Consider the following 22,836-nt stretch of genomic DNA (forward strand, 5'->3'; position numbering starts at 1 on the left):
TGTCTTCACTCCTGTCGGTTACAGCAGGCTCCCGCGCGGGGAGCCGGAAAAGTTAGCGCACCAGGCACGGACGCTTGTTATCAAAGGTCCAGTTCGGTACGAGGAACTGCATGGCTTGCGCATCATCGCGCGCGCCCAAACCGTGTTTCTGATACAGCGCGTTGGCCTGCATCACCTGATCCATATCCAGCTCGACGCCGAGACCCGGTTTTTGCGGCACCTGCACCATGCCGCCTTTAATCTGGAGCGGCTCTTTAGTCAGGCGCTGATTGCCTTCCTGCCAAATCCAATGCGTATCAATGGCGGTAATCGCACCCGGTGCGGCGGCGGCAACGTGGGTAAACATCGCCAGCGAGATATCGAAGTGGTTGTTAGAGTGCGAGCCCCACGTCAGGCCGAAGTCGTGACACATCTGCGCCACGCGTACCGAACCCTGCATCGTCCAGAAGTGCGGATCGGCCAGCGGGATATCGACCGACTGCAGCGACAGCGTGTGGCCCATTTGACGCCAGTCGGTGGCGATCATGTTGGTGGCGGTCGGCATGCCGGTGGCGCGGCGGAATTCCGCCATCACTTCGCGACCGGAATAGCCCTGCTCAGCACCGCACGGATCTTCCGCATAGGCCAGCACACCTTTCAGCTGCTTACCGAGCAGAATCGCCTCGTTGAGCGACCAGGCTCCGTTAGGATCAAGCGTCACACGCGCCTGCGGGAAGCGCTTCGCCAGCGCCGTCACCGCTTCGGCCTCTTCGCCACCGCGCAGCACACCGCCTTTCAGTTTGAAATCGTTAAAGCCATATTTTTCATAGGCCGCTTCCGCCAGGCGCACCACCGTTTCCGGCGTCAGCGCTTCTTCGTGGCGCAGGCGATACCAATCACATTTGTCATTTTCCTGGCTCTGATACGGCAGCGAGGTTTTCTTGCGATCGCCGACATAGAACAGGTAGCCGAGCATTTCTACCCGGTCGCGCTGCTGACCATCGCCGAGCAACGAGGCGACGTTCACACCCAAATGCTGTCCCAGCAGATCGAGCAGCGCCGCTTCGATGCCAGTAACCACGTGAATGGTGGTACGCAAATCAAAGGTTTGGTTGCCGCGTCCGCTGGAATCGCGGTCGGCAAAGGTGCTGCGCACCAAGTTGAGGATGTTCTTGTATTCGCCAACGGTTTTCTGCACCACCAGCGCCGCAGCATCCTCCAGCGTCTGACGAATCTTTTCGCCGCCCGGAATCTCACCGACGCCGGTGTGTCCGGCATTGTCTTTAATGATGACGATGTTGCGGGTAAAGAACGGCGAATGCGCGCCACTCAGATTAAGCAACATGCTGTCGTGACCGGCCACCGGAATGATCTGCAGCGATGTTATTTTCGGTGTCTGACTCATTTCCTGCTCCTTAAACTTAGCCGCGACCAAAGGCTGGACGCTTGCGGTCGAATGCCCAATTGGGAACCAGATACTGCATCGCGGTGGCGTCATTACGTGCGCCCGCCGGCAGTGATTTGTACAACGCGTTGGCCTGATGCAGGCGATCCCAATCCAGCTCGACGCCGAGGCCCGGCTTATCCGGCACGGCGATTTTGCCGTTGCGGATCTGCAGCGGCTCTTTGGTCAGGCGCTGATCGCCCTCCTGCCAAATCCAGTGCGTATCAATCGCGGTGGGTTTACCCGGCGCAGCGGCGCCAACGTGGGTGAACATCGCCAGTGAAATATCGAAGTGGTTATTGGAGTGACAGCCCCACGTCAGACCCCAGTCATCACACAGCTGCGCCACGCGCACCGCACCGCTCAGCGTCCAGAAGTGCGGATCGGCCAGCGGGATGTCGACGGCATTGAGCATCACCGCGTGGTTCATCTCGCGCCAGTTGGTGGCGATCATGTTGGTGGCGACCGGCAACCCCGTCGCACGGCGGAATTCGGCCATCACTTCGCGGCCGGAATAGCCCTGCTCGGCACCGCACGGATCTTCGGCGTAGGTCAGCACATCGCCCATGCCTTTACACAAGCGAATGGCTTCATCCAGCGTCCAGGCACCGTTGGGATCGACGGTGATGCGCGCATCGGGGAAGCGTTTTTTTAGCGCCGCCGCCGACTCAATCTCCTGCTCGCCCGGCAGCACGCCGCCTTTGAGTTTGAAATCTTTGAAGCCATATTTGTCCTGCGCCGCTTCCGCCAGACGCACCACAGATTCCGGCGTCAGCGCCTCCTGATGACGCAAGTGATACCAGTCGTGGCTGGCGTTTTCGCCGGTCAGATACGGCAAATCGGTTTTGCGACGATCGCCGAGATAGAACAGATAGCCGAGCACCGTGACCTCATCGCGCTGCTGGCCCGGACCGAGCAGTTCCGCCACCGGCACGCCGAGACATTGGCCGAGTAAATCCAGTAGCGCCGCTTCCAGCGCGGCCACCGCATTGACGCGTAGTTCGAAGGTCCACGCGCCCTTGCCGAAGGTATCGAAATCCGCCGACTGATTGCCTTTGTGCACCTGCTGCACCAGACGATTCATGCGGGCAACCTGCTGACCTTTTACCTGCGGAATCGCCTCAACCAGCGTTTGGTAGATGGTTTCCCCGCCCGGCGCTTCACCGACGCCGATGTGTCCCGCGCTATCCGTGAGCACCACGATATTGCGGGTGAAGCAGGCGCTGTGCGCGCCACCGATGTTGAGCAACATGCTGTCGTAACCGGCAACCGGAATCACCTGCATATCGGTGATGACCGGCGTGCTTTGCGTAGTCATATTCCGTCCTTATGGCCTGGTTTTCAGTTCAACCCGTTTGATATCGCCGGCAATCACCAGGAAACTAAATGCGGCGACAAAGGCATGGATACCGACATAAATCAGCGCGCCCTCGAAGGATCCGCTGGTGGCGATGATGTAACCGATGGCAATTGGCGTGACGATGCCGGAGAAGTTACCGAACATGTTGAACAAGCCACCGCTCAAACCGCTGATCTCTTTCGGTGCGGTATCTGCCATCACCGCCCAACCCAGCGCACCAATGCCTTTGCCGAAGAATGCCAGCGCCATAAAGAACACCACCACCCATTCCGTGTCGGTGTAGTTACACATCACCATCGAGATGGAGAGCAGCATACCGAGCACAATGGGCGTTTTACGCGCGATGTTCAGCGAACCGGTTTTACGCATCAGGTAATCAGAAATCACGCCGCCCAATACGCCGCCGAGGAAGCCACACACCGCAGGAATCGAAGCAATAAAGCCGGCCTTAAGAATCGACATGCCGCGCGCCTGCACCAGATACACCGGGAACCAGGTAATAAAGAAGTAGGTTAAGGCGTTGACGCAGTATTGGCCGAGATAGATGCCCAGCATCATGCGTGAGGTCAGTAGCTGTTTGATCTGGAACCACTTATCGCTCCAGCTCACTTTGCGGTCATCCTTTTTGACGTCCATGTTGATCAGCGCACCGCCCTGCTCCATGTACTCCAGCTCGGCTTTGTTGACGCCCGGATGATCGGTGGGATCGTGGATCACTTTCAGCCAGATAAAGCTGAGGATGATGCCCAATCCGCCCATGAACCAGAACACGTGCGCCCAGCCCACTTCGGAGACCAGCCAACCCATGATCGGCGCGAAGATTACCGTGGCAAAGTATTGCGCCGAGTTAAAGATTGCGACGGCGGTGCCGCGCTCCTGTGCCGGGAACCAGGCCGCAACAATGCGGCTATTGCCGGGGAAGGATGGCGCTTCAGCCAGGCCGACCAGGAAGCGCAACAGGAACAGCGAAATGATAATGCCAAAACCGCTGAACAGATCGACGAAGCCTTGCAGCAAGGTAAACAGCGACCAGAGGAAGATGCTCCAGAAGTAGACGCGTTTTGAGCCGAAGCGGTCGAGCAGCCAGCCGCCCGGAATCTGCCCAATCACGTACGCCCAGGAAAAGGCGGAGAAGATATAGCCCAGGCCGACCGAATCAAGGCCGATCTCTTTGGACATCGCCGAACCGGCAATCGAAATGGTTGCGCGGTCACCGTAGTTGAACGAGGTGACGATAAATAACATCACCACAATCCAGTAACGGGCATTAGTGCGCTTTTGCACTGCTTCCGCTGTCTGGCTGAAACTATTCATGATGCACTCCTGAAATATAGCGAACGCTACATCCACTCTGACTGCATACACATCGCGTTGGGTATCAGAATGAAGTCGGGTTAAACACGGCGATTTTTATATTTGGCAATACGATGATGCGTCGTGACGAATAACCTAACGTTGAAGAACGAGAATCAGTATAGGAACAGCCTGGCGGCGAAACACTGGAAGAACGCATGAGGATTTAGGGTGAAAGAGAATGATTTTATGGCATCTGCACATAACGCTGCGGCGTGGCTCACGGAACGCTTTTTTGCTCCCTGATTTTGCCTGGTTAACGTACAGGATAACGGCAGTTTGTGAGTCCCTTCACTTGTGTTTGGATAAACGAACCAAATTCCCCTGATAAATCTCCTTAAAGCCAGTCAGTTGCACAATGCATACGGCAAATCCCCCTGCATATACTGAGGCTGGCAAAAAACGATGACGTGATGGACGTATTTTAAACCGCGCTGCTACGTACGGTGCGACGAACTGGAAGGTGAGCAATGAACCGTCCTCTGACAGAAAAACCGCTCTATATCAAAGTGCACGATGCCGATAACGTGGCTATCGTGGTCAACAATCAGGGATTACCGTCCGGCACCCGGTTCGCCGACGGACTGCAACTGACTGAGCATGTGCCACAGGGACATAAAGTCGCGCTCAGCGATATCCCGCAAGCAGGCGCGATCCTGCGCTACGGTGAAGTGATTGGCTACGCGCTGCGCCCCATCCCACAAGGTAGCTGGATTGAAGAATCACTGGTAGCGCTGCCCGAAGCGCCGCCACTCAACAGTTTGCCGTTGGCAAACAATGTGCCGCCCGCGCTGCCGCCGCTGGAAGGTTATACCTTCGAAGGCTATCGCAATGCAGATGGCAGCGTGGGCACGCGCAACCTGCTCGGCATCACCACCAGCGTTCACTGCGTGGCGGGCGTGGTGGATTATGTAGTGCAGATCATTGAGCGTGATTTGCTGCCGCGTTATCCCAATGTTGATGGCGTGGTGGCGCTGAATCATCTGTACGGTTGCGGCGTGGCAATCAATGCGCCCGCCGCGGTGGTGCCAATTCGCACCATTCATAACCTGGCGCTGAACCCCAATTTTGGTGGCGAAGTGATGATCGTCAGCCTCGGCTGCGAGAAGTTACAGCCCGAACGTCTGCTGACCGGCACACCCGATGTGCAGGCCATTTCGCTGGATGACAACGACATTGTGCGATTGCAGGATGAGCGGCTGGTGGGCTTCGGCGCGATGGTGGATGAAATCCTGCAGGTCGCCGAACGCCATTTGAAAAAGCTTAATCAACGTCAGCGCGAAACCTGTCCAGCATCGGAATTGGTGATCGGCACGCAGTGCGGCGGCAGCGACGCTTTCTCGGGCGTAACGGCGAACCCCGCCGTGGGATTTGCTTCTGATTTGCTGGTGCGCTGCGGCGCAACGGTAATGTTCTCGGAAGTGACCGAAGTGCGGGATGCCATACATCTGCTGACGCCGCGCGTGGTGGATGAAGCGGTCGGCAAACGGCTGCTGGAAGAGATGGCGTGGTATGACGATTACCTCAGCCAGGGCCAAACCGATCGCAGCGCCAATCCCTCGCCGGGCAACAAAAAAGGCGGGCTGGCGAATGTGGTGGAGAAAGCGCTGGGTTCGATTGCCAAGTCAGGTCGCAGCCCGATTGTTGAAGTGTTGTCGCCCGGACAGCGCCCCACCAAACGCGGGCTGATTTATGCGGCCACACCAGCCAGCGATTTCGTGTGTGGCACGCAGCAGATGGCATCAGGCATTACCTTGCAGGTGTTCACTACCGGGCGCGGCACACCTTACGGTTTGGCCGCCATTCCGGTAATCAAGATGGCAACGCGCAATGCCCTGGCCGAACGCTGGCATGATTTGATGGATATTAATGCCGGAACCATTGCAACGGGCGAAGAGAGTATTGAACAGGTCGGTTGGCGACTGTTTGAGTTGATTCTGGAGATTGCCAGCGGGCGCAAGCAGACATGGTCGGATCGTTGGGGGATTCGTAATCAGCTGGCGGTGTTTAATCCGGCGCCGGTAACGTGATGGTTATTGCCCTCACCCTGGCCCTCTCCCACTTCGCGGGAGAGGGAACAAACCGTGCGGGCTGCACCCTCTAAATATTCCCTCTCCCGCTGGCGGGAGAGGGTTAGGGTGAGGGAAAAGTCCTTACAGCAACTTACCCCAGCTCTCCACCCACGGTGAGGTCACTGATTCGGGCTCCGGATCTTCCGTCGCATCCACCAACAGCACCTCGCCGATGCGCTGCGCGCTCTGCTCCTGCAAGGTGGCATCAAAGGTTTTAGCTGCACGGCAGAAATTGTCATAGCTGCTGTCACCCAAGCCAATCACGCCATAACGCAATTCTGGTTGATAACCCAGCTGATCACGCACTGCAACATACAGGCGGGCAATGTTATCCGGGAAGTCGCCCTGACCGGTGGTTGAGGTGACAATCAGCACCACATCCTGGCTGTATGCCTGCCAATCCGCCATCGACGGATCTTCAAACACCTTCACGTCGTGGCCCTGCTCTTCCAGCACCGTCTGTGCTTCTTCAGCTACCAGCAGCGCATTGCCGTAAACCGTACCTGTAAAAATGCCAATCTTTGCCATCTTGCCGCTCCTTTATTCTGTCGGCTTATCCTGGACTGCATCACTGGCAAACTCAACCCTGGGAACTTCAGGGATCTGATCCTGCCAGCCAAACTGCTCAAGCATCTGCTGCCAGACGCGATCCAACCCGGCGCGAATCACTATGGGCTCGCCGGTAACGGGATGGGTAAAGCTGAGTGCGCTGGCGTGCAGCATCAGGCGATTGAGGCCAAAATGTGCCGCCGCACCGCGATTCTGGCGCAGATCGCCGTGCGCGCTGTCGCCAATAATCGGATGACGCAGATGCACCATGTGGCGACGCAGCTGATGTTTACGCCCGGTGTGCGGCGCCATCTCCACCAGCGTATAGCGCGCGGTGTTATAGCGGCTGATGGCGACCGGCATCTCAACGTGTGCCAGCGCCTGGTAATCCGTTACCGCCGGTTGGGCAACAGGTTCCTGGGTGGCAAATTTGTCGGCAATCTTATCCAGCTCTTCCACCAGCGGATAATCCAGCGTCGCGCCGCCTTCCAGCCAGCCGCGCAGCACCGCATGATAGGTTTTCTGCATCTGGTGCTGTTCAAACTGCTGCGCCAGTAAATGGGCGACTTCACTCGATAAGGCCATCAGCAACACGCCGGACGTTGGGCGATCGAGGCGGTGCACAGTGAACACATGCTGGCCAATCTGATCGCGCACCGTTTGCATCACCACCACTTTTTCATTGCGATCGAGCCAGCTGCGATGCACCAGCCAACCGGCCGGCTTATTCACCGCGACCAGCCACGCATCTTGATAAAGGATTTCGAGCATCAGGCGGAAGGTTCCTGGAACAGCGCATCAAACTTGTTGAGCGTCAGCAATAGCACCGCATAGCCCGGCGTGTCGGCTGGCAATGCGACTTCATAATAGGGAGCGATGGCAAAATTCTGCGGCAACGGCGCGCCGCTTTCGAGCAGCGCATAAAAACGTGGCATGAACACCCATTGCAGCCATTGCAGCGGCTCCATGGTATCAAGACAGAAAGGTTCGGTACTGGCGAAGGCGCCCGCCTCGGGGGATTGTGACTGCCAATGGCCGTGTTCACGCATCACCGCTTCGACCTGCTGCAGGCGCTGAAAAATCATTTGCGACGACATGCGCCACCTCCAGAGAAAAATTGGGCGGCAAGCATACCATCAGTCACGCCCGGCGTAAAAATGGCATAAAAAAAGGGAGCACTGTGATTACAGTGCTCCCGGTTTTCGTTTGCAGCATTCCAGCTACTGCTGTGCTCCCTGCTCATCCATGACAACTTTTCCTGCGCTTTCCGTCGCTTGTCATCATGACATTGGTCCTTAGCATCCTGGCCCGCCACGTTCCGCGTGGCTCTCATTCTCCGTCCTGGAGGTGTCCTTTATACTCAATCCTGAGTGTCCTGCTTCGTCCTGAAGCCTTCCGTGTGCCGTAAATTCCGTTACGTTCCCGCCTCATGGCTGACATTCTCCTGAACGTCTCTTAATCCCCAGCATCCTGCAAGTGGTGACTATTCTCCCAGAAACCATCGCAATAACAAGCCAGTAAGAAGCGTTAATGGATTAAGTCCTGTCTTAATTTTCAGATTGATGCCATAAGTTCATGATTCACAATATTTTTACATTTAGGGCTTCCGCAAGTCTGCGCAATGATCTAGCGATCTCTCACACCTAACGTGAGAGATCTCTCACAAAGCGCAGCCTAAAAATCTGCAAATCACTGAGTAACAGGTTGTAAAGCATTAAGAAAATTCTCAACCGATGTCGCCAGGACTTCACGCTTTTTAGTGCCAGGCTCCTCAATAATGACCTCGCCGGTAAGATTGCACAGCGCAATCACCTCATTCTCTGAGTTGGTGGTGGCAATAAACAGCGTTGGCGCTTGTCTTAAGCGGCGCTTCATAACCAAGTGACCAATCAGGTTTTCCTGCAGGCGAGTGAAATCCGCTTCACTCCATACCTGCAGCAGGGTAATCGGCTGCTGTTCAAAGGTTGCCGTCATATCACCTGCAAACTGGCTGGTATAAAACGCACTGATTTCTGGTTGCAGTTGCAGATCCAGCGCACGCTCTACCGCTTCAAGCGTGGCCGGTAACGTAAACGGCTGCGGCTGCCACAACACGCGGTCATCCAGCGTGCTAATAATGCAGTCGGAGGGAACGCCAAGCAGATCGGCGCTGGCGGGAAAATGTCCGGTTTGTTGCTGCCAATGTTCAACGTAGCGGGCGGTAAACTCACGCAGAGCATCTACGGTTTGCTGCATCATTCATATTCTCGCAAGTGTTAGGTTACACTTAACCACTTTGATGAAATTTAGTGGTAACCGTTATGTCTTCTGAAAACCGGGATCAGGCATTAAGCGGCCTGACCTTAGGTAAGCCCACGGCTTATGTTGATCGCTACGATAACACGCTGCTGCAATCCGTGCCGCGCAGCCTTAACCGTGAGCCGCTGGGGCTGTATCCCGATAATCTGCCGTTTACTGGCGCAGATATTTGGACGCTGTACGAACTCTCCTGGCTCAACAGCAAAGGCGTTCCGCAGGTCGCGGTGGGCGAAGTGGTGCTGCGCGCCGATAGCCAAAACCTGATCGAGTCGAAGAGTTTCAAGCTCTATCTTAACAGTTTTAATCAGACCGTTTTCGCCGACTGGGGCGAAGTGCGCCAGACGCTGGAGCGCGATCTCAGCGCCTGCGCAAAGGGTCAGGTCAGCGTGGCGCTGTTTCGTCTCAGCGAAGTGGAAGGCCAGCCGATCGGCCATTTCAGTGGCGAAGTGATTGATGAACAGGATATCGAAATCCACGATTACTCCTTCAATGCAGATTATCTGGCGCAGGCTGCAGGCCGTGAAATTGTTGAAGAAACGCTGGTTAGCCATCTGCTGAAATCGAACTGCTTAATTACCAATCAGCCCGATTGGGGCTCGGTGATGATTCGCTACAAAGGCCCGCGTATTAACCGTGAAGCGCTACTGCGTTATCTCATCTCATTCCGTCAGCATAATGAATTTCATGAGCAGTGCGTTGAGCGCATTTTCAACGACGTTCAGCGCTTTTGTCAGCCAGAAGCCCTGAGCGTTTATGCACGTTACACCAGGCGCGGCGGTCTGGATATCAATCCTTGGCGCAGTAACGTGCCCTTCTCTCCGGGATTTTCCCGCCTGGTTCGCCAGTAATAGTTTGCGAGACGCCTCGCAGGCCGCTGCACGGATGCGCGGTTCCCCTTGAGCATTCACAGCAGACAACGTTACTCTGTTGAAGGCGCGATCGAAGCATGCGCGACCAGGGATTTTCGTCGCTGCGTTAATAAGTTAAGCGCAGCGTCATCAGCCACGCATTTGCGTGTAAAGGAGTTCTCTTGATTACACATATCAGCCCGCTTGGCTCGATGGATCTGCTCTCCCAGCTTGAAGTCGACATGCTGAAGCGCACCGCTAGCAGCGACCTTTATCAGCTGTTTCGTAACTGTTCTCTTGCGGTACTCAACTCCGGTAGCCAGACCGACAGCAGCCAGGAATTGCTTTCGCGTTTTGAAAACTTCGACATCAACGTGTTGCGCCGTGAGCGCGGTGTGAAACTGGAGCTGATCAACCCGCCGGAAGAGGCATTTGTTGATGGCCGGATTATTCGTTCGCTGCAGGCAAACTTGTTTGCCGTGCTGCGCGACATTCTGTTTGTAAACGGACAACTGGCGGCAACAGAACGCTACCAGAACGAGGAGCCGGAAGACTCTGCGCATATCACCAATCAGGTGTTTTCGATTCTGCGTAACGCGCGTGCACTGCACATCGGCGAATATCCGAATACCGTGGTGTGTTGGGGCGGCCACTCAATCAATGCGGTGGAATACCAATATTGCCGCAACGTCGGCACACAAATGGGTCTGCGCGAACTCAACATCTGTACCGGTTGCGGACCTGGCGTCATGGAAGCACCGATGAAAGGTGCGGCGGTAGGACATGCGCAGCAGCGTTATCATGACAGCCGTTTTATCGGCCTGACTGAGCCCTCAATCATTGCCGCCGAACCACCGAATCCGCTGGTCAATGAGCTGATCATCATGCCGGATATCGAAAAACGCCTTGAAGCCTTTGTGCGTATCGCCCACGGTATCGTGATCTTCCCTGGCGGCGTGGGCACAGCCGAAGAGCTGCTGTATTTGTTGGGTATTTTAATGAATCCGCACAACAGCGATCAGGTATTGCCGCTGATTCTGACCGGACCCAAAGAGAGCGCCGACTACTTCCGCGTGCTGGATGATTTCATCGTTAATACGCTGGGCGAAGCCGCACGTAAGCATTATAAAATCATCATTGATGATGCCGCTGAAGTGGCGCGTCTGATGAAGAAAGCCATGCCGCAGGTGAAAGAGTATCGCCGCGAAACCGGCGATGCCTACAGCTTCAACTGGTCGATTCGTATCGCACCCGAATTACAGGTGCCCTTCCTGCCGACGCACGAGAATATGGCAAACCTGAAGCTGTTCCCGGATCAGCCCGCCGAGCTGCTGGCAGCCGATCTGCGTCGCGCCTTCTCCGGCATTGTGGCGGGTAACGTCAAAGAGATCGGAATTCGTGAAATTCGCGAGAAAGGCCCGTACAAACTGCACGGCGATGCCAATCTCATGCACCGCATGGACGAACTGTTGCAAGGTTTTGTCGCACAGCAGCGCATGAAGCTGCCGGGCAGCGCCTACACGCCTTGCTACGAAATCATCAAATAACCCATCAGGAAGGCAGCCTGCGGGCTGCCGCTATCGCTATGTCGCTTCATCTTCTTATCATTGATGCACTCAATCTGATTCGCCGTCTGCACGCTGTTCAGGGTTCGCCATGCCGCGACAGCTGCGTTGCCGCCTTGCATCAGTTATTGGGACATACACAACCCACGCACGTGGTGGCGGTGTTTGATAGCCATGAGCGTCAGCCCGGTTGGCGCCATCAGCTATTACCGGATTACAAAGCGGGTCGCCCGCCGATGCCGGAGGATTTGCATCTGGAGATGCCCGCGCTGCAGGACGCCTTCCGCGCAGCAGGCGTTAACTGCTGGGTGGCTGATTTAGACGAAGCCGACGATCTCGCCGCCACGCTGGCGGTGAAAATGGCGGACGCTGGTCATCAAGCAACGATTGTTTCTACCGATAAAGGTTATTGCCAGCTGCTGGCACCTAACATTCGTATTCGCGACTATTTCCAGAAGCGCTGGCTGGATGTACCTTTTATCGAGCAAGAGTTTGGCGTAACGCCCGCGCAGTTGCCCGACTATTGGGGATTGTGTGGTATCAGCAGCAGCAAAATTCCCGGCGTGCCCGGCATTGGCCCGAAAAGCGCCCGCGAGTTGTTGATGCAGTTTGGATCGCTGGATGCGATCTATCAGCAATGGGAACAAGTACCGAGCAAATGGCAGGGAAAATTGCAGGAACAGCGGGAAATGGCAGAAATTTGCCGCAAAGTATCGACGTTAAAGCGTGATTTGGTACTGCAAGGCAATCTCAATACATTGAGATTTCAAACGAAACAGCCGTCGCCATAAATGGCGACTGTGCAAAACAGTTATCCTGCAAAATAATTTGTGCTACAGCAAGGCGGCAAGTGCGCGAGTCCCCGGGAGCATACATCAGTATGTGACCGGGGCGAACAAACGCAGCCAACGCCGCTGTAGTGCAAAGTATAAAGCTGGCATCCTGCGAAATAATTTGTGCTACAGCAAGGCGGCTAGTGCGCGAGTCCCCGGGAGCATACATCAGTATGTGACCGGGGCGAGCAAACGCAGCCAACGCCGCTGTAGTGCAAAGTATGAAGCAGGACCGCTGTAGCGCAAAGTATGAAGCAGGATTAGCGCTCGTCGCGACGGCCGCCAACAGCCGCCCAAAGTCGACGTACGTGAACGGTCACTTCTTCGCGGTCGTGATAAAGCTGGCGCGCCTGAATCTGGGCATTAATGCCCTGCGCTTTCAGCGCGTCATCAATCATCGCCAGGTTCTGTGTTACTTCTTCGTAGCGCTTTTTCATGGGCAGCTTGAGGTTGAAGATCGCCTCGCGGCACCAGCCATTCACCAGCCATTCGGTCATCAGGCTAGCGACGCGCACCGGTTTTTCCACCATGTCGCACACCAGCCAGCTGATATTGGTACGCGGCGGACGGAATTTAAAACCATCTTCGCGGCAGTGCGTCACCTGTCCGGTGTCCATCAGACTTGGCGCCATCGGGCCGTTATCTACCGCAAAAACCCACATGCTGCGTTTCACCAGTTGATAGGTCCAGCCGCCGGGGCAAGCGCCGAGATCGACGGCGTACATGCCGCTGGCTAGACGCTCATCCCACTCATCCGCAGGCACAAACACGTGAAACGCCTCTTCCAGCTTGAGCGTAGAACGGCTCGGCGCATCGGAGGGGAATTTCAGGCGCGGAATGCCCATGTAGAATGGCGAGTTGTTTTCCGGCAGCGAATAGCCGACGTAACAGGTGCCCGGCGCAATAAAGAACACGTGCACCACCGGACGCTTAGCTGTTTCGTAATTAAGCAGGATTTTGCTTTCACGCAGGCTGGCACGCAGCGGCACGGTTAATTTACGGCAGAACTTGGTGAGCTCTTTCGCTTCATTGGTATCCGGCACTTCAACCCGCAGTTCACCGCCCTTCTCCACCACACCGGTCAGCATGCCGACAATCGGCGTGATGCGGTCTTCTGGTGGCAGATCGCGCAGCAGCTCTCCCACCACCAGCATTTGCCGCGCAAAGATCAGTTCGGCAAACGGCAGCGTTTGGATCAGCTTTTCAGCATCTTGCTGCTGATAGCACTCATACAGCACGTAACCTGAGTCATCTTTAACGCGCGGGAAGCCGTAAATCTCGCGCTCAGCCGCTTTCGCGCTGATTTCTGCCGCGCACTCTTTCTCAAATCCTGGACGGCAATAGAGTAAAACTTTATTCATGGCGATCTGCCTTTCGTTTCAGACGCAGTGCGCCAATCAACATCAAGAACCAGCCAATAAGGAAGCATAAGCCTCCCACTGGCGTAACAAAAACCCAAAACTTCATGTGCGACAGCGCCAGGCAATAGAGGCTGCCACTGAACAACACGATACCGAGCGCCATTGCGGCGCTACTCCAGTAAAACCAGATGTTGGCACGACGCAGCATAGCGGCACCCAGGCCAATCACCGCCAGCGTGTGATACGCCTGATATTCAAGCCCGGTATGTATCCACGCCATTTCGGCTGGGCCGAGCGATTTGCTCAGCACATGCGCGCCGAAAGCACCAAACGCCACCAGCATAAATCCGCTAATGGCAGCAAAAACAAACATGGCACGACTGGACATCAAACAATCCTCAAGGTAATGCGCACATCATTGTGCAGCCAGCAACGCATTAATGATCGTAGCGAAAACGGAATTTTTCTTGTTCATTGGCCGCTTTTTCCAGGATCCACTGACGAAAGGCGGCTATTTTACCCAGTTCTGCCTGGCTGTCATGACAAACCAGATAAAAAGCATTTTTACTGACCAACACGTCGTTAAAAGGACATACCAGACGACCGGCTTCAATTTCACTCTGCGCCATCACATTATTCGCCAGCGCCACGCCCTGACCATGAATCGCCGCCTGCAACACCATGGCGCTGTGGCTGAAGATCGGGCCCTGTTGCACATTGATATGCTGCACGCCCAGCTGACGCGTATAGGATTGCCAGTCACGGCGCGATGCATCATGCAGCAGCGTGCAGTGCGCCAAATCGGCCGGCGATTTGAGAGGATGATCACCCGTCAGCAACATCGGTGAGCAGACTGGCAGCAAATATTCGGCATACAATTTCTCAACCCGCAGGCCTGGCCAATTGCCACGACCGTAGAAAATCGCCACGTCGACATCGTCCGCCAATTTCTCCTCATCACGGTCCACCGCCTGGATACGCACGTCGATGCCCGGATAAGCCATATTAAAGCTGGAAAGGCGAGGAACCAGCCACTGAATGGCGAAACTCGGCAGCAAACTGACGGTCAGCGCACCCTTAGCGCTGCGCGCCTGCAACTTGCGCGTGGCATCGTTAAGAGCAGAGAAAATCTCCTTAATATCTAAATAGTAGCTTTGACCTTCTTCCGTCAGTAAAAGCGAACGATTCCTCCGGCGAAACAGCTTAAGACCGAGGAAATCTTCCAGAGATTTGATCTGATGGCTGACAGCAGCCTGGGTAACAAACAGCTCTTCAGCGGCTTTGGTGAAGCTCAAATGACGGGCAGCAGCATCAAAGACGCGTAAAGCATTAAGCGGCGGAAGGCGTTTAGACATGGTTTTCCGTATCCGGATTGACAAGGTAATACTTCAACTTATACAAAGTCGCTACGTATTAGTTTTTTTAATCCGAGACATTATAATTTGTCCGTTGAGGAAGCTCCAGCAAATACCTATAGTTGCCGCACTTCCTGAGCCGGAACGAAAAGATTTCTGGAAACGTGCGAGAGATCGCAGACTTTTGGAGAGCTTTTGGCTTGTGGTCGTGATGTTGTGTTTGCATTTTGATCTGACGCTTGCAGATCAAGCTTTTAATTCCTGTAGATTTACCCTGTCTGTCCATAGTGATTTTAAATAGCACCGCAAATTGCGGTGCTTTTTTTTTGCCTTACTGCCCCATCTCCACCATCTCTTTGACGTCAGAGCGGTTAATCTGCTGCTTGTTGCCATTGGCATCCTGATAGCTGATCATACCGGTTTCGTCATCAACTTTAGGTTTGCCATCGGCGACGATGGTGCGACCATCGTTAGTGTGCATTACGTAATTGCTGGAACATGCGGACAGGGTAAAGGCCAGAGTACACACGGCCAGCACTGCGGTGAGTTTATTCATCTTCTATCTCCTTGCAGATTGATTGCATTAAACCACCCGCATGCGCTCACCAAAGGTAGCGCCAGTGAAATCGACTATGAATAGCGACGCGTTATGCGGGTTTCGGTTCAAACCTTGCAATAATTAGCATAACGCGCTTTTCCAGCTTTGCCAGGCAACGGGCCAGCTTTCAGCCTGGTCCTAACATGATTAACAGTGGGCTGAGTATGACCATTTTTTCTCCCGGCGCCTTCCGCCAGCAGTTCCCCGCGCTGAGCGATGCCGGAATCTACCTCGATAGCGCGGCTACTGCGCTCAAGCCGCAGGCGGTGATCGACGCAACCGCACAGTTCTACAGCCTCAGCGCTGGCACCGTGCATCGCAGCCAGTTCGCTGCCGCTCGCGCATTAACGGAAAAATACGAACAGGCGCGCGGATTAGTGGCGCGCTGGCTCAATGCTGCGGACGATCGGCAGATTGTCTGGACGCGCGGCACCACCGAAGCGATCAATCTGGTGGCGAACAGTTGGCTGGCTCCGCGATTGCAGGCTGGCGATGAAATCGTGGTTAGCGAAGCCGAACATCACGCCAATCTGGTGCCGTGGCTGATGGTGGCAAAAGCGGCGGGCGCGAAAGTGGTGAAATGGCCGTTGGGCGACGATCGTTTGCCGGATATCACGCTGTTGCCAGCACTGCTCAATTCACGTACCCGATTGCTGGCCGTTGGTCAGATGTCGAACGTCACCGGCGGCTGTCCGGATCTGGCGCAGGCGATCCGTTTAGCCCATGACGTCGGTGCCAAAGTGATGGTCGATGGCGCACAAGGTGTGGTGCATTGTCCGCCGGATGTACAGGCGCAGGATATTGATTTATATGCTTTTTCCGGCCATAAGCTTTATGGCCCAATGGGCATTGGCGTGCTGTATGGCAAAGCGGAACTGCTGGAAGCGATGGATCCATGGCAAGGCGGCGGCAAAATGCTGACGCAGGTCGATTTTAACAGTTTCACACCGCAGCCGGTGCCGTGGCGTTTTGAAGCCGGAACGCCTAACGTTGCCGGCGTGGTGGGGTTGAGTGCCGCGCTGCAGTGGCTGGCGCAACATGATGGCAAAAAGGCCGAAATGTGGAGCCAGCAACTGGCGAGCCTCGCCGAGGAGCAACTGAGCGAGATCCCCGGTTTTCGCAGCTTCCGCTGTGGCAATGCCAGCCTGCTGGCGTTTGATATTGCCGGCATTCACCACAGCGATATCGTTACGCTGCTCGCCGAGCATGGCATCGCATTGCGCGCCGGGCAGCACTGTGCGCAGCCGCTGATGGCGGCGCTGGGCGTCACCGGCACGCTGCGTGTCTCGTTCGCCCCCTATAATAATTTGCAGGACGTGGATGCGCTGGTGCGCGCCATGCGCCATGCCGTAGACTTACTGAGTGAATAAGCCCATGACATCAACCCTGCTCGCCCCGCATCCGTTCGGCGATCTGATTACCGCCGCCAGCCTGACGGAAAAATTCACCCATTTTCATCAGTGGGAAGATCGCTATCGTCAACTGATCCAGCTCAGCCGCCAGTTGCCTGCGTTAGCGGAAGAGTTAAAGACGCCAGATATCGAACTCACGGGCTGTGAAAATCGCGTGTGGCTAAGCAGCCAGTTGCTGAACAACGGCACGCTGCACTTTTATGGTGACAGCGAAGGACGCATCGTGCGCGGATTGCTAGCGGTGTTACTGACGGCGGTGGAAGGCAAAACGCCAGCCGACTTGCTGCAGCAAGATCCGCTGGCGTTGTTTGATACGTTAGGTCTGCGCGCACAGCTCAGTGCGTCGCGCAGCAGCGGTTTACAGGCGCTGGCGGATGCGGTGCAACGCGCTGCTCGTCTGCACGCTCAGGCCGTTTGACGCGCTGCCTTCGCCAGAAACTTCTTCAATGCATGGGAAACCGCCACAAACCCGAACGTGGCGGTAACCATGGTTGCCGCGCCGAATCCGGCCGCACAATCCATGCGTTTCGGGCCTTCTGCGGTGGAGCGCGAAGTGCACACGCTACCGTCCGGCTGCGGATACATCAGCGCTTCCGTCGAGAATACGCAGTCGATGCCGAGCTTGCCTTTGCTGTTCTTCACCACGCCAAAATCCCCTTTCAATCTCTCACGCAGCTTGGCCGCCAGCGGATCCTGAATGGTTTTTGCCAGATCGCTCACCTGGATCTGCGTGGGATCGATCTGGCCGCCCGCGCCGCCGGTGGTTATCAGCGGGATCTTGTTGCGACGACACCAGGCGATCAACGCGGCTTTAGGGCGCACGCTGTCAATCGCATCAATCACGTAGTCAAAACCCGCCGATAACAGTTCAGCGGTATTTTCCGGCGTGATGAAGTCATCGATGCAGATTACTTCGCATTCCGGATTGATAGCGCGCATACGTTCTGCCATCACATCGGTCTTCGCCTGGCCTACTTTGCCCTGCAACGCGTGAATCTGGCGGTTGGTATTGGTGATGCAGACATCGTCCATATCAATCAGGGTGATTTTACCGATGCCGGTGCGCGCTAAGGCTTCCGCCGCCCACGAACCCACGCCGCCAATGCCAATCACGCAAAAGTGCGCGTCGGCAAAACGCTGCAGCGCGTCCTGGCCATAGAGACGCGCCGTGCCGCCAAAACGTTGTCGCCAGGCGTCGCTTACTACTGTCATAACCAAACCTTTCCGGGAAAACGGGACATTAATTAGAACCTAACAGCAGCGAACCGTTGTTGCCATTTTGTGGGTTGCTAAACAGCGGCTGACCGGTGCCCGGCGCGGCTTTCAGCACCCAGACGCGGCCATAATGGTTGTAGAAACCGGCCAGATGCGCCGCATCCGGGCCAACGCCCTGATAGATATCGAAGTGCTGGCCTTTAATCGCGCCACCCACGTCTAACGCCACCATCAGACGCATCTCATATTTGCCATTGAACTTGCCCTTCTCGTTCAGTTGCGGCACTTCGGCTAACAGCACGGTTCCGGCCGGAATCAATGAACGATCGGAGGCAACGGAAGCCTTGGCAATCAGCGGCACCGCGCTGGCACCGCGCACCGGCACATACTCTTCCGGTTTGAAGAAGACGAAGGATTGGTTGGTTTCCAGCACCGAACGCACTTCCTGTGGCGAATGCTCTTGCGCCCACTGACGAATCGCCTGCATCGACATATCTTCGCGCTTCACTTCACCGCGATCGATCAGCTCTTTACCGATGCTGTGATAAGCCCAGCCATTTTTGCCGCCGTAACCAAAGAAGCGCAGTGGACGTCCATCACCAAAATCAACGTAGCCGCTGCCCTGCACATCCATCATGAAGTTATCGATCAGCGAATTGCTGTAGGCAATGATGTAGCGATCGTCGAGCCCACCATTATAGATAGAAGCGCGGCTCGGCAGTTTCTGTCCACGCGGACGCGGTGGCATACGATAAATCGGATACTGGAACTCGCCCTGACGGGTATAACGCGCTTCCACAACCGGCGTGTAGTAACCGGTGAACTGCACGTTGCCGTAATTGTCAGTGCCTTCCATCTGATAAGCATTCAAACCAAACTGGTTGAGCTGGCGCGTATCCGCGCCGGACAGCAGCCAGTTTTGCACTGCGCTGTAAGTACCGTTGTTGCGCCCGAACAGGCCGGATGAGGCGGTTTGAATCTGCACCACCTGATCGCTAAAGTCTTTGCCGTTCACCGGACGCCCTTTAGCATTCGGTTGGTTGACCAGCCCAAGCGGTTGCTCCAGCTTGCCATCGATATACTGTTGACCGCGGTCGGTCGGTTTGGAACTACAGCCTGCTAACAGCGCGATAAATGCGCCAGTAAGTGCATACTTCGCCCAATGTCCTTTCATAACCTTCTCTTTTTATCGATTGTTTGCCCGGCGACGATAGCAAAGGGGCAGAGAGAATGAAATCTGCCATCAGCGGTCACGCTCACATCTGTACAATAATTCACCCAATGGCGAGTTTATTCATCAACTGACTGTAAATTTGACGTTTTGTCTCAAAAAGGGGTTGCATCGCCGCGCGTCCAGAGTATAGTGCGCATCCACGGACGCGGGGTGGAGCAGCCTGGTAGCTCGTCGGGCTCATAACCCGAAGGTCGTCGGTTCAAATCCGGCCCCCGCAACCAATTCTTCTTAAATGAAGAGACAATGTGAAGTGTCGTGTAACGCGTCAGTCGGACGCGGGGTGGAGCAGCCTGGTAGCTCGTCGGGCTCATAACCCGAAGGTCGTCGGTTCAAATCCGGCCCCCGCAACCAATTGTCTTAAGAAGAATACAATGTGAAAAGTCGCTTAATGCGACAGACGGACGCGGGGTGGAGCAGCCTGGTAGCTCGTCGGGCTCATAACCCGAAGGTCGTCGGTTCAAATCCGGCCCCCGCAACCAATCATTTAAACACCTTAACGGGTGTTTTTTTGTTTCTGGCGTCCGGAAAAAAGCGGCATTGCTGCCGCCCTCCTCAGCGATGCGCTAGTGCCGCACCTTTATCAAAATACGCCTTAATCCCATGCAGAATCGCCTCAGCCACCTGATGCTGATAGCGCGACGTGCGCAGCTTGCGCTCCTCTTCGACATTACTGATAAACGCGGTTTCCACCAAAATCGAGGGAATATCCGGCGCTTTCAGCACCGCAAATCCCGCCTGATCGACGGTGCGCTTGTGCAGGTGATTGATATGTCCCATGCGTGTCAGCACCTCTTTACCGAACTTCAGGCTGTCGCTGATGGTTTGCCGCTGCACCATGTCGAACATGGTGTGGTCGAGATAACGATCGCCGCTCATGCTGACGCCGCCAATCAAATCGGCTTCATTCTGCGTTTGTGCGAGGAAGCGCGCCGCCGCTGAGGTAGCGCCGCTGGTCGAAAGGGCAAACACCGACGAACCGCGTGCGGCCCGGCTGGTGAAGGCATCAGCATGGATCGAAATAAACAGATCCGCACGCTGCTTTCGCGCCTTCGCCACGCGGACACGCAGCGGGATAAACACATCCTCATTGCGCGTCATATAAGCTTTCATGTTGCGCTCTTTGTCGATCAGCGCCTTCAGATAGCGACCGATCTTCAACACGATATCTTTCTCACGCGTTTTGTATTTGCCATGCGCGCCGGGATCCTCACCGCCATGGCCAGGATCGATCATGATGATAATCGGTCGATCGCGCCCCGCTTTGCCCGGCAGCGCCGCCTGCACCAGCTGATCGCGTTCAAGATCGCCCTGATTGTAATTCTGCAGTAATGCCAGTAGCGGATCCTCTTCCCGTGCTTGCTGATTAGGATAGAGATCGACCACTAAGCGATGCTTGATACCTGCCACTGGCGCAAGAGTAAATGTCTTGGGCGCAATACTGCGCTTGAGTTCCAGCACCAGTCGCACCGTGTTAGCGTCAAACTGACCGACGCGTGCGGTTTTGATATAGGGATCGTCCACGCGCACCAGCTTATCGACTCCTTTCAGGACCGGGTTGATGTGCATATTTTCGATATCAATAACCAGACGATCGGGATTCCCCAGCGTGAACTGTTTGTACTTGAGGGGAACGTTTGATTCCAGGGTTACGCGGGAGTAAGTCGATGAGGGCCAGATGCGCACCGCCACAATATGCTGGCTGGCAGCCAGCCCGGTACGCGTCACGCTTAGCATTAATAATGCGCCAGCGCCCTGTAATAATCGTCGTCGTGTAAAAGCTTCGGACATGCCGCTCCAACTGCTGTGTTATGTCTAAAAAATCATCACTCGATGGCAAGAAAGTGAAAACTTTACTCGATGAGAATTGTCTTGTCTTGCCGGAAAAACCAGATAATGCAGTCTGTTAGCGCGTGTTGCATCATGAAAATCGTAAAGTAACGTCAGGCCCGGCGCTTGCAATAAAGAGCAAAAGAGCATAAAAATACGAAAATTACGAATAAACATGCACAGAGGGCTTTGCCGTGAAGGAACGCAGTACAGAACTGGTTCAGGGTTTTCGCCACACCGTTCCCTATATAAATACCCATCGTGACAAGACGTTTGTCATCATGTTGGGTGGCGAAGCCATCGAGCATGAGAACTTCTCAAGCATCGTTAATGACATCGGTCTGCTGCATAGCCTCGGCATTCGCTTAGTGGTGGTTTATGGTGCGCGTCCGCAGATTGACGCCAGCATGGCCCAGCAACAGCTGGAACCGATTTATCACAAACATACGCGCGTTACCGATGCGCAATCGCTTGAGCTGGTAAAGCAGGCCGCCGGTCGTTTACAGCTGGATATCACCGCGCGTCTGTCAATGAGCCTCAACAATACGCCGCTGCAGGGCGCGCACATTAACGTAGTGAGCGGCAACTTCATCATTGCGCAGCCGCTGGGGGTGGATGATGGCGTTGATTACTGCCACAGCGGGCGTATTCGTCGTATTGATGAGGAAGCGATCCATCGTCAGCTGGATAACGATGCGATTGTGCTGCTCGGTCCGGTAGCGGTTTCTGTAACCGGCGAGAGTTTTAACCTGACGTCAGAAGAAGTGGCGACGCAGCTGGCAATAAAATTGAAGGCCGAGAAGATGATTGGTTTCTGCTCCGAGCAGGGCGTGACCAATCGCGAAGGCGCGATTATTTCTGAACTGTTCCCGAATGAAGCCCAGGCGCGCATCGACGAAATGGAGAGCGACGGCGATTTCCTCTCTGGCACCGTGCGGTTCTTACGTGGTGCGGTCAAAGCCTGCCGTAGCGGCGTGCGTCGCAGCCACCTGATTAGCTATCAGGAAGATGGCGCGTTGCTGCAAGAACTGTTCTCGCGCGACGGTATCGGTACCCAGATTGTGATGGAGTCGGCCGAGCAGATTCGGCGCGCCAACATCAACGACATCGGCGGTATTCTCGAACTGATTCGCCCGCTGGAGCAGCAAGGGATTCTGGTGCGTCGCTCCCGTGAGCAACTGGAGATGGAGATTGATAAGTTCACCATTATTCAGCGCGATAATTTAACCATAGCCTGTGCCGCGCTCTATCCGTTCCCGGACGAGCAGATTGGTGAGATGGCTTGTGTGGCAGTGCATCCGGATTATCGCAGCTCGTCGCGTGGCGAACTGTTGCTGGATCGCGTGGCGTTGCAGGCACGTCAGATGGGGCTAAAGAAGCTGTTTGTGTTAACCACGCGCAGCATTCACTGGTTCCAGGAGCGCGGTTTTACGCCGGTGGATATTGAATCCCTGCCCGAGAGCAAGAAGCAGATGTATAACTATCAGCGCCGTTCAAAAGTGCTGATGGCGGATTTGGGATAGTCGCATCATT

The 22,836-nt window shown here is 55.3% G+C and carries 21 protein-coding genes and 3 tRNA genes; 10 read left to right on the plus strand and 14 right to left on the minus strand.

Annotated features, from left to right (window positions below; all coding sequences use genetic code 11):
- Window positions 1-52: 52 nt before the first annotated feature.
- From gudD to FCN45_RS15045, 3 genes are read right to left on the minus strand one after another with little or no spacing between them, the layout of a single operon-like run.
- Window positions 53-1,384, minus strand: a complete 1,332-nt coding sequence (gene gudD, locus FCN45_RS15035; RefSeq protein WP_137386349.1) for a glucarate dehydratase — start codon at window positions 1,382-1,384, stop codon at window positions 53-55.
- Between the two features lie 16 nt (window positions 1,385-1,400).
- Complete coding sequence (locus FCN45_RS15040) at window positions 1,401-2,741, minus strand: enolase C-terminal domain-like protein (protein WP_137386350.1); 1,341 nt, start codon at window positions 2,739-2,741, stop codon at window positions 1,401-1,403.
- Between the two features lie 9 nt (window positions 2,742-2,750).
- Window positions 2,751-4,097, minus strand: a complete 1,347-nt coding sequence (locus FCN45_RS15045) for an MFS transporter (RefSeq protein ID WP_137386351.1) — start codon at window positions 4,095-4,097, stop codon at window positions 2,751-2,753.
- 509 nt (window positions 4,098-4,606) lie between these two features.
- Here FCN45_RS15045 and garD point away from each other — a divergent pair.
- Complete coding sequence (garD, locus tag FCN45_RS15050; RefSeq protein ID WP_137386352.1) at window positions 4,607-6,166, plus strand: galactarate dehydratase; 1,560 nt, start codon at window positions 4,607-4,609, stop codon at window positions 6,164-6,166.
- Between the two features lie 123 nt (window positions 6,167-6,289).
- Here garD and FCN45_RS15055 read toward each other — a convergent pair whose 3' ends face one another.
- From FCN45_RS15055 to syd, 4 genes are all read right to left on the minus strand, one after another.
- Entirely contained in the window at window positions 6,290-6,736 is a 447-nt protein-coding gene (locus tag FCN45_RS15055) for a flavodoxin (RefSeq protein WP_137386353.1), read from the minus strand.
- A gap of 12 nt (window positions 6,737-6,748) precedes the next feature.
- On the minus strand, window positions 6,749-7,528 hold the full coding sequence (gene truC, locus FCN45_RS15060; protein WP_137386354.1) for a tRNA pseudouridine(65) synthase TruC: 780 nt from the start codon (window positions 7,526-7,528) through the stop codon (window positions 6,749-6,751).
- Window positions 7,528-7,854 carry a YqcC family protein gene (locus FCN45_RS15065; RefSeq protein WP_101762014.1) on the minus strand — a complete coding sequence of 109 codons (327 nt, stop codon included), beginning with the start codon at window positions 7,852-7,854 and terminating at the stop codon, window positions 7,528-7,530. The genes truC and FCN45_RS15065 overlap by 1 nt, the downstream gene beginning before the upstream one ends.
- A gap of 592 nt (window positions 7,855-8,446) precedes the next feature.
- Window positions 8,447-8,995, minus strand: a complete 549-nt coding sequence (gene syd / locus FCN45_RS15070; protein WP_137386355.1) for a SecY-interacting protein — start codon at window positions 8,993-8,995, stop codon at window positions 8,447-8,449.
- A gap of 62 nt (window positions 8,996-9,057) precedes the next feature.
- On the opposite strand from syd, the gene queF reads away from it, so the two are divergent.
- The 3 genes from queF to xni all read left to right on the plus strand — a co-directional run bounded on the left by queF (window position 9,058) and on the right by xni (window position 12,259).
- Window positions 9,058-9,903, plus strand: a complete 846-nt coding sequence (gene queF / locus FCN45_RS15075; protein WP_137386356.1) for an NADPH-dependent 7-cyano-7-deazaguanine reductase QueF — start codon at window positions 9,058-9,060, stop codon at window positions 9,901-9,903.
- A 182-nt stretch (window positions 9,904-10,085) separates the two neighbouring features.
- Entirely contained in the window at window positions 10,086-11,450 is a 1,365-nt protein-coding gene (gene ppnN, locus FCN45_RS15080) for a nucleotide 5'-monophosphate nucleosidase PpnN (RefSeq protein ID WP_101762010.1), read from the plus strand.
- Between the two features lie 38 nt (window positions 11,451-11,488).
- Window positions 11,489-12,259, plus strand: coding sequence for a flap endonuclease Xni (gene xni / locus FCN45_RS15085; RefSeq protein ID WP_137386357.1), 771 nt, complete (start codon window positions 11,489-11,491; stop codon window positions 12,257-12,259).
- 302 nt (window positions 12,260-12,561) lie between these two features.
- Here the strand turns inward: xni and rlmM are convergent, their stop codons facing one another.
- The 4 genes from rlmM to FCN45_RS15105 form a co-directional block, all read right to left on the minus strand.
- Window positions 12,562-13,662: a 23S rRNA (cytidine(2498)-2'-O)-methyltransferase RlmM gene (rlmM, locus tag FCN45_RS15090; RefSeq protein WP_101762008.1), complete on the minus strand. Its 1,101-nt coding sequence runs from the start codon at window positions 13,660-13,662 to the stop codon at window positions 12,562-12,564.
- Window positions 13,655-14,050, minus strand: coding sequence for a DUF423 domain-containing protein (locus FCN45_RS15095; RefSeq protein WP_101762007.1), 396 nt, complete (start codon window positions 14,048-14,050; stop codon window positions 13,655-13,657). Before FCN45_RS15095 ends, rlmM begins: the two co-directional genes overlap by 8 nt.
- Before the next feature lie 49 nt (window positions 14,051-14,099).
- Window positions 14,100-15,017 carry a transcriptional regulator GcvA gene (locus FCN45_RS15100; RefSeq protein ID WP_101762006.1) on the minus strand — a complete coding sequence of 306 codons (918 nt, stop codon included), beginning with the start codon at window positions 15,015-15,017 and terminating at the stop codon, window positions 14,100-14,102.
- Window positions 15,018-15,348: 331 nt separating this feature from the next.
- A complete protein-coding gene (locus FCN45_RS15105; protein ID WP_008109575.1) occupies window positions 15,349-15,573 on the minus strand; it encodes a YgdI/YgdR family lipoprotein in 225 nt (74 codons plus the stop codon).
- Window positions 15,574-15,779: 206 nt separating this feature from the next.
- Between FCN45_RS15105 and csdA the strand changes: the two genes are divergently transcribed.
- Window positions 15,780-16,985, plus strand: coding sequence for a cysteine desulfurase CsdA (gene csdA, locus FCN45_RS15110; RefSeq protein WP_137386358.1), 1,206 nt, complete (start codon window positions 15,780-15,782; stop codon window positions 16,983-16,985).
- A 4-nt stretch (window positions 16,986-16,989) separates the two neighbouring features.
- On the plus strand, window positions 16,990-17,445 hold the full coding sequence (csdE, locus tag FCN45_RS15115) for a cysteine desulfurase sulfur acceptor subunit CsdE (protein WP_101762005.1): 456 nt from the start codon (window positions 16,990-16,992) through the stop codon (window positions 17,443-17,445).
- Here the strand turns inward: csdE and tcdA are convergent.
- The gene (tcdA, locus tag FCN45_RS15120) at window positions 17,433-18,239 is read right to left on the minus strand and encodes a tRNA cyclic N6-threonylcarbamoyladenosine(37) synthase TcdA (protein WP_137386359.1); all 807 of its coding nucleotides are present in this window, start codon (window positions 18,237-18,239) and stop codon (window positions 17,433-17,435) included. The two genes, csdE and tcdA, sit on opposite strands and share 13 nt — an antisense overlap.
- A 28-nt stretch (window positions 18,240-18,267) precedes the next feature.
- On the minus strand, window positions 18,268-19,416 hold the full coding sequence (mltA, locus tag FCN45_RS15125; RefSeq protein ID WP_101762003.1) for a murein transglycosylase A: 1,149 nt from the start codon (window positions 19,414-19,416) through the stop codon (window positions 18,268-18,270).
- Between the two features lie 204 nt (window positions 19,417-19,620).
- On the opposite strand from mltA, the gene FCN45_RS15130 reads away from it, so the two are divergent.
- The 3 genes from FCN45_RS15130 (at window position 19,621) to FCN45_RS15140 (ending at window position 19,955) form a co-directional block, all read left to right on the plus strand.
- Window positions 19,621-19,697: transfer RNA gene (locus FCN45_RS15130), tRNA-Met, on the plus strand.
- Between the two features lie 53 nt (window positions 19,698-19,750).
- Window positions 19,751-19,827, plus strand: a tRNA-Met gene (locus FCN45_RS15135).
- Window positions 19,828-19,878: 51 nt separating this feature from the next.
- A tRNA-Met gene (locus FCN45_RS15140) sits at window positions 19,879-19,955 on the plus strand.
- A gap of 73 nt (window positions 19,956-20,028) precedes the next feature.
- Here the strand turns inward: FCN45_RS15140 and amiC are convergent.
- Window positions 20,029-21,264 (minus strand): N-acetylmuramoyl-L-alanine amidase AmiC, encoded by a 1,236-nt coding sequence (amiC, locus tag FCN45_RS15145; RefSeq protein ID WP_168197466.1) that lies wholly within the window; start codon window positions 21,262-21,264, stop codon window positions 20,029-20,031.
- A gap of 233 nt (window positions 21,265-21,497) precedes the next feature.
- Between amiC and argA the strand changes: the two genes are divergently transcribed.
- The gene (gene argA / locus FCN45_RS15150; protein ID WP_007891884.1) at window positions 21,498-22,826 is read left to right on the plus strand and encodes an amino-acid N-acetyltransferase; all 1,329 of its coding nucleotides are present in this window, start codon (window positions 21,498-21,500) and stop codon (window positions 22,824-22,826) included.
- Window positions 22,827-22,836 lie beyond the last annotated feature (10 nt).

Source organism: Pantoea sp. SO10, from assembly GCF_005281435.1.
In the GTDB taxonomy this organism is placed as follows: Bacteria; Pseudomonadota; Gammaproteobacteria; order Enterobacterales; family Enterobacteriaceae; genus Pantoea; species Pantoea leporis.